The 303-nt window shown below is 68.0% G+C and carries 1 protein-coding gene; it reads right to left on the reverse strand.

Features of this window, described 5'->3' with window-relative positions:
- On the reverse strand, positions 1-303 hold a 303-nt coding region (locus EN818_RS33170), incomplete at both ends, for a hypothetical protein (RefSeq protein WP_189524010.1).

A 303-nucleotide genomic window follows, 5' to 3' on the forward strand; every position in this document is an offset into this window, starting at 1 on the left:
CCTCCTCGAGGGGATATGCGACCAGGCCCGGGTAGCCGGGGTGCGCCTGGCTGGTGTAGATCGGGCCGGGGTGCTTGCGCATCCATTCCAGCATCCGGGCGATGTTGCTGTCCGGACGGGCTGCGGCGCGGACCTCCTGGACGCGGACGTCATCCATATGGAAGACGCGGTCGCACTGCACGACGCCGGCGACACCGTTGATGCCCCAGACCTCGTCGCAGAAAGCGTGACGGCCGCCCAGCCGCTTCACGATGTCGACATAGGCCTCGAGCGAGGGACCGAGGCCGAGAATGCAGACGTGCG

The organism is Mesorhizobium sp. M3A.F.Ca.ET.175.01.1.1 (assembly GCF_004791945.1).
Lineage (GTDB): Bacteria > Pseudomonadota > Alphaproteobacteria > Rhizobiales > Rhizobiaceae > Mesorhizobium.